Genomic DNA, 6,536 nt, shown 5'->3' with positions numbered 1-6,536 from the left:
CGCGCCCCCGATCGCCGAGGTGCACCTCCCAGTGCGCATCCCCGCGGGCTTCCACGGCAACTGGATCCCGGCACGAGCATCAGGGCCCCCACGCGTGGACCGGTGACCGTCGGCCTCCCACCGCAGCTCTACAACGGTGCACGGAATACTCACGCGCGGGTCCTCTTCCGCAGCCACGATTCACGCACCTGGTCGGCTCGTCGCCACAGTATGCCTTCAAGGCCCACTGGAGCCGGCTCATCCGCGACCTCTGGGTGGCGCCCTACCTGCTCGGAGGTCCACCAGGTGATCGGCCCCACCCTGCGGCACTGGGTCAGCGTCGTCGGCGTCATCGTCAACGAACCAGGCCGGGCCCTGCTCGTGCTCCGCTGAGGCCGCAGCCCCGGCGGCAGCCCGGGCCGGCGTCCGACAGCCACGTGAAGCTTGCTGCCCTGGTTACCATGATCGACCGGATCGGCGCGGGTCAGCGTGCCCGGGGCCGGTCAAGATCGCCGCGGGCCCTGGTCGGTTTCCCGTGAAGAGTCGGGTGGAACACTCGTCGGAGTGTGGTCTCGCGTCACCCCCCGAGGTAGGACTGCAGGCTCTGGTCCAACTGCTCCACCGTGGGCGGCCAAGATCGCGTCGGCTAGTCGCCGCGCGGCATGTCCGGAGCGGACACCACGGCGTGCAGCAGGGGAGTCATGGGGGTCGTGGCCGGCCGAGACGCGCAGGTTGAAGGCAGCGGGTGAGGGTGTCGCGGTGAAAGCGCTCGGAGGCCGGCGGCGGCGGAGAGTTCGGCACCGGCCGCGCGGGCGTACCCCCGGTACCAGTCCTGGGGCGTGCTCGACGTCATCGAGACACGGACGTTCGACTCCGGGCTCGTGCTGCTGTCGCACGGGCTCAAGCCCACCGCGTGACGGGCGAGCGACCCCTCGCCGTCCAGAGCGTCCGGGCGCTGGTCTTTCCAACCGGCGCTGCCCGGCAACGGCGCCCGCACGGCCGCGATGACGCCGTGGCGGGGCGTCAGGACGCACCAGGGTCGAACCGCTCCCTGAGCGGAGCAGGAGCCGGTCAGGCGTCGAGCGGGTTGCGCCGGATGCGGTCGGCGACCCCGGCGGACACGGACAGCGCGGCGGAACTGCCCGGCTTGCGCGCCGCCTGGTCACGGAAGCAGGCCGTGAACTCCTCGGCTAGGTCCAGGCGCGGGTAGCGCTTCAGTACCTCGCCGCGCAGCCTGACCGGGATCCCCTCGAGGCCGCGACCGGAGATGTCGGTGCCGGTGGCCAGCTCCAGCAGGTGGCCCTCGGGATCCTCCTCGACGGGCACCTCGGGCCACATGTGCCGCACGATGATCTCCGACGCCCGTACCCGCCGCTCCGGGGGCCAGCCCGCGCCGGCGCCGAAGACCCAGGCCACGTGGCCGCCCGCCTCCTCGAACGGCACCGTGTGGCTGTCGAACTCCGCCACCAGGCCGATGTCGTGCAGGAGAGCCGACACGTAGAGCAGCTCGGCGTCGAACGCGATGCCGTTGCGCTGTGCGTGTGCAGCCGCCCAGAGGTAGGAGCGGACGGAGTGGTTGAGCAGGGAGGGCGTCTCGTACGTGGTCACCACTTCGAGAGCGCCGCGGCAGGCCGGGCTATCAGGGATCAGCAGGTCGTCGAATCCCACAGAACTCATCGTTTTCCTCCGTTCTCCGACCTCGGCGCGACCACTCGCGCGGTGGCCTTGCCGCCGGGGCCGTGCGTCAGTTCTCAGGGTGGGTCATGAGGAGGACGGCGCGGTTGCCCGGGGTATGACCTCGGTACAAATGCGGGTGAGCGGCGTCGAACCGGATGGAATCGCCTTCGGCCAGATCGGTGGGGGAGACCTCGCCGGGCCCGTGGTGGCGCGTCCCTGGGTGAGTATGAGGCATCCCCCGCCCCCGGCAGATGGGCGTCGGAGTGCCGCTCCGCATGCCACTTCAGGACTGTGACTTCGCACGACCGACACCGAGATCGAGATCACCAGCCGCGGGGCCCACGCGGCCGACACTTTGGCGGGTTTCCTCCAGGCGCTCCGTGTGGAGGCGCCCGCCGAGGCGCCGATCGCTACGGACCGCGGTGCCCATCCCAGGAACTGCACGGACGGCTTCGAGAACTTCTTCCAGGCCGTTGCCCCGACGACATCGCTGTCGACGTTCGGGCCGTCTGGGACGACGCCGTTGCGGCCCAGGCGTGGGAGGGCCCGCCGGTGTGGGTGCACGGCGACCTCCGTCCCGCGGACGTCGTCGTCTCGGACGGAACGCTCTCGGGCATCGTCGACTTCGCTGAAATGTTCGCCGGCGATCCAGCCTGGGACCTCGCCGTCGCATGGGTGCTGCTACCCGCGGGCACGGCCACAAGGTTCTTCGCCATGTACGCGCATGCACAGAGGACCAGTCGATCAAGGTCGATTGAAGTCGATCGGGAAGCCTCTCACCTGCGAAAACGTCCGGGGGAGTCGTGGCGGGTCCGGAGGAGTCCGACCACGGCGGCTCCCCGATTGGCTCCCACGACTCCATCGGTCGAGGGGACTTCTACTGCAAGCAAGATCAGGTGCACAGGGTCTCTGACCCGAGGGAGTGAGTCCAGGTGCTCGTCAGCGCGTGTCGATGGAGTCTGCCGGCCTCCTCCGACGGCGGCGTCACCCGTGGTCAAGCTTCGGGTGGCTTTTCAGTAGGTCGGCGGCGGGAGTCTGATAGGGGGCGAGGGTCTGCAGGATGTCCTGGGTGCTTTCGATCCTGTCCTCGTTGATGGTGAAATGACCCGCGTCGACGACGGCGTCATTCTCATCATTTCCGGGAATGACCACACCGACGATGCCGCCCTTGTCGGTGACCAGGGCGCGGTCACCGGTCAGGCATCCCTGGTCCAGTGGCGACACCTCCTCCCGGATGACCACGTCCAGCGCGATTCCCGCGTCCAGTTGCTCCCGGAGCAGCTCGAGCATGGCGCCGTCGATATCGGATCTCGACAGGACCAGGATCCGGTGCAGCGTCAGGCCGCCATCGGTGACCGCGGACCGTTCCGCCGCGAGATAGGTGGTATCGCGGCCGGTCCACCAGTAATCGTTGCCGGTCGCGCTGAGTGCGGTCATCTTCGTCAGTGCAGGCAGGATTCCGGGACGGAACTCCTGGCGGCGCCCGAGCGACGACTGGCCGTTGGCGAGGTCGCGCATGTCCTCGGTGAACGCTCGTTGCCGTGCCTCGCGCAGTTTCAGCAGGATCGCGCTGTTGCGGTCGTCGATCCGGATCCACTGCTCCGCGATCTCGCGGACGAACGCCTGACACTCGGAGGGGGCGTCGGCCAGCGATTTGGTGATGGCCAGCGCGGCGGAGATCTCGGCGAGCTGGTTCTGGTCGTGGTGGATGCTCTCCTCGCGGCGGAAGAAGGCATCGATGACCAGGGTGAGAATGACGCCGACGAGAGTGACGAGCAGAGCTAGCCGCCCGGTGGTGCCTCCCAATCCGGCCACCACGGTCACTGTTCCGAGCGCGACCGAAAGGAGCCCGCCGAAGACGAGTCGCCCGCGCTGCCACGGAACCGCCGGCTTGCGTTCCGCCACGACAATGACTCCTCGCTGCTCAGGCGTTCCTGGAAGGGCCCCGAGTGATCATTTCTGGTAGGCCATTGCCGAGTATGAACCGCGCCAACAGGTCACATGGCAGCATTTCAGGAACTCAGCTCCTGAGTCTGTGTCGTCTGCCACATTGGCCAGGCGTCGCGCGACCATGTCCGGCGCACTGCCCAACGCCACCTCCTTGCCCACTACCTTCATCAAACCCACGCGCACGCAGTGCAGCTGCGCCAGCGCCGCAAGGCCGGGGATGGGCCATCCCGCCCCGCCCGTCCGCTGCCCGATTGCGAGCTGGCCCAGACCATGCTCCGGTTCGAGAAGGTATGGCTCAGCCTGGTCGCGGCCGTTCACCAGGCGGGGGTGTTGCAAGTTAACGGCCATCTTTGTTGTTGAGGTGTTCGGGTGGCGGTCGGGGTGAGTCGGCCTTCGAACTAGATCTGGAAAGCGTTGAGAGGCGCCTTCCAGTGCATGGTCCATCGCTTGCGGCCCTTGCCAGGTGAGCCCGGTCACGCCGCCGATCTCGTTGCTCTCTGCCATTGTCGGTAAGCCGCCAGAAGTGTCTTCCTGGGTGCCCGCCCCCCGGCGGGCACCGGGGGGCGGCTGCTCGTCGCGCAGGGGGCTCTCATTTGGGGTGGTACGAGCAGAGGAGCCCGGTCTGCACGGTGGCGCGCAGCTCGGCGCCGATGCCCGCGTCGGCGTCGGCGATGCGCTGCAAGACACGCCGGATGGCTTTCCCGACAGCGATACGGGCCCGTTCCTCGCTGTTGACGAAGCGCCGCGTCCGGCCGCCGAGGCCCGAAGCGGACGCGAGTTCGGCGATCAGCCAGCGGCGTTCGGCGCTGAGGGCGGCGGCGCGCTCGAACTGGTCCGCCGACTCGAGTTCCTCGATCTCGGCGTCCAGCTCCGAGAGCCGCCGCTTGTAGCTGCGCTTGGCCTCGTCGTCCAGGACAGGGTGGGCGGGCGCGGCGTCGCCCGAGGAAGCCGCCGGTCCCATCGCCAGGATGATCGCCGGTATCTCCTGCCCGGGGTTGTTGATCAGGGTGGCCAGGTGCCGCATGCCCACGCTGTCCCCCACCAGCGCGGTGCGCGAGCCCAGCGCGACGCGCCATTGCCTGCCCTGGCGTTCGCACACGAGCACCGGCGCCCGGTCGCCGGAGCGGCCCACCTTCGCCGGCCGGCCGGACGCCTCGGCGGGGACCGGCATTCCCAGCTGTGCCGCTTCCTGCGCCGCCAGGTCCAACGACGCCCGCGCGGCCTCGCTCCGCGGCCCGTCCCGGAGAGTGAGCGCCTCGCCCAGGCGCGTCCGGGACAGGACCACGGCCGGCCAGTGCCACAGCGCCAAGTTGCCGTCGACCGCCTTGACCAGATGTCCCACGGCGGTGTCCGCGTCACCGGTGGTCAGCGAGGCCACTCCCAGGGAGTGGTGCACCGAGCCCAGGCACGCTCCGCCAAGGCCCACGAGCGTCGGGAGTCCCGCGAACGGCCTCAGCAGTTCGTACGCTTGGGACGCGGCCTCGGCGTCTCCTAGGAGATGCGCGACCTCGACGACCCCGTACATCGCGAACAGCCAGGTGTTGGAGCGCGGTGCTCCATCCTGCACCCGGCCGCGCAGCCGGGCCAGCGTCCCCGCCGCCAGACGCCGGTCACCGGAGTGGGCGGCGGCGATCGCGAGGCCCGCGTAACAGGCGTTGTCCAGGGGGCTGAGCACCGGGGAGCCCACCAGGTCCGTCAGCGCCGGGAGGCACTCGGCGATGCGGCCCTGGTACCACCGGATCGTGCCGATCTGCGCCGCGTACCAGCCCGTCGCGGAGACGTCGCCCGTTGCCTCCCCGCGCTCCGCGCAGACGCCGGCCAGCGCCTCGGCCTCCTCGAACCGGCCCAGCCTGATGCTGAGCATCACTTCGAGCGAGTCGAGGACGCCCCCGGCGGCGAGATGGGACCGCCGGGCGAGCAGGTCGCGCAGTTCCCGCATGCTGCGCTCGGCGTGCGGGTCGGCGCTGCTGAACAGGTCGACGACATGCCAGAGCAGCCCCATCAGCAGGTCGACGCGGCGGCCGGTCCTGGACGCCTCGTCGATCAGCTCCCTGGCGAGTTCGAGCCGCAGCGCCCCGTGCGCGGGGCCGAGAACGCAGTGATGGGCGAGGCTCAGCGCTTCGGCCAGCGCTGCCGGGTGGCCGGCCCGCCTGGCCTCCGCCACCAGGGCCATGATGGAGGCGTGCTCGCCGGTCGCGTAGTCTTTCTCGGCCGCCAGCCTGACTCGCAGCCGCAGGGCCAGGGAGGACTGCGGGTCGATCAGTGACAGGGCGGTGCGCTGCCGGGCGCGCACCATCCCTGCGACGGCCGCCATGCGATGCTCGTGCACCCACAGCCCGCCGAGGCCCAACGCCGCCCGCGCCATCCCCTGCCCGTCGCCCCAGCGCTCCGCCTCGCGGTAGGCCGCGTCGAACCGGATCCGGCTCGTCCGCAGATCCCCCTCGTCGAGCAGGGCGCGCTCCCCGGCCGCCAGAGATAACTCGATGGCGTCGTCACCCCGCGTGGCCGGAGCGACGCCCAGTTCTCGTGAAGTCGTCACAGGCCCGTGCACCCCCCCAGGTCGCCGTTGGCTGTCACGGCCGTGCCGCGCGGTAGCCGGCCCTCGGTCGTGCGGGGGTTTTCGAACCGATGCCGAGCGCGTGCATCGTCTACACGCAGAGCATGCCTCGCCGGTTCCGTGGATGAGCCTTCAACCCACTGGCCGCAAGTGGCCGCCCTGGTCCGCAGTCGGGATCGCGGCGGCGGAGTCGCTCGGTGATGTTGGAGATCTGCAGGGCGGCGAGTTGGTCGAGGTTCAGGAGTCGGGTGGGACGGATCCCGCTGTATTGTCCCGCCTAACCTGACACCGATCGGCAGATGGCAACAGGTTGGAGAGTCGGGTAGCGGCAAGACGCGTGCAATGAAGTACGAGCGTTTGAGTTAGCCCATCA

Annotated in this window: 5 protein-coding genes; 1 reads left to right on the top strand and 4 read right to left on the bottom strand. The window is 69.8% G+C overall.

The features are described from left to right. Window positions 1–1,050 precede the first annotated feature (1,050 nt). Complete coding sequence (locus AB0H37_RS35485) at window positions 1,051–1,656, bottom strand: HD domain-containing protein (protein ID WP_360617076.1); 606 nt, start codon at window positions 1,654–1,656, stop codon at window positions 1,051–1,053. A 291-nt stretch (window positions 1,657–1,947) separates the two neighbouring features. Between AB0H37_RS35485 and AB0H37_RS35480 the strand changes: the two genes are divergently transcribed. After that, window positions 1,948–2,676: a phosphotransferase gene (locus AB0H37_RS35480; protein WP_360617075.1), complete on the top strand. Its 729-nt coding sequence runs from the start codon at window positions 1,948–1,950 to the stop codon at window positions 2,674–2,676. Here AB0H37_RS35480 and AB0H37_RS35475 read toward each other — a convergent pair. The 3 genes from AB0H37_RS35475 to AB0H37_RS35465 form a co-directional block, all read right to left on the bottom strand. Then, window positions 2,641–3,561 (bottom strand): hypothetical protein, encoded by a 921-nt coding sequence (locus AB0H37_RS35475; protein ID WP_360617074.1) that lies wholly within the window; start codon window positions 3,559–3,561, stop codon window positions 2,641–2,643. The genes AB0H37_RS35480 and AB0H37_RS35475 overlap by 36 nt on opposite strands. 48 nt (window positions 3,562–3,609) lie before the next feature. Further along, window positions 3,610–4,110 carry a hypothetical protein gene (locus AB0H37_RS35470; protein WP_360617073.1) on the bottom strand — a complete coding sequence of 167 codons (501 nt, stop codon included), beginning with the start codon at window positions 4,108–4,110 and terminating at the stop codon, window positions 3,610–3,612. Between the two features lie 85 nt (window positions 4,111–4,195). Beyond that, window positions 4,196–6,145, bottom strand: coding sequence for a hypothetical protein (locus AB0H37_RS35465; RefSeq protein ID WP_360617072.1), 1,950 nt, complete (start codon window positions 6,143–6,145; stop codon window positions 4,196–4,198). Window positions 6,146–6,536 lie beyond the last annotated feature (391 nt).

This window comes from Actinomadura sp. NPDC023710, assembly GCF_040639875.1.
GTDB classification, from domain to species: Bacteria; Actinomycetota; Actinomycetes; order Streptosporangiales; family Streptosporangiaceae; genus Spirillospora; species Spirillospora citrea.
The sequence above is the reverse complement of the archived record's forward strand: the minus strand, read 5'-3'. Positions and strand labels throughout refer to the sequence as shown.

Coding starts and splice junctions, on each gene's coding strand:
- AB0H37_RS35485 (WP_360617076.1), bottom strand. CDS start 1,656: ATGAGTTCTGTGGGATTCGACGACCTGCTGATCCCTGATAGCCCGGCC.
- AB0H37_RS35470 (WP_360617073.1), bottom strand. CDS start 4,110: ATGGCAGAGAGCAACGAGATCGGCGGCGTGACCGGGCTCACCTGGCAA.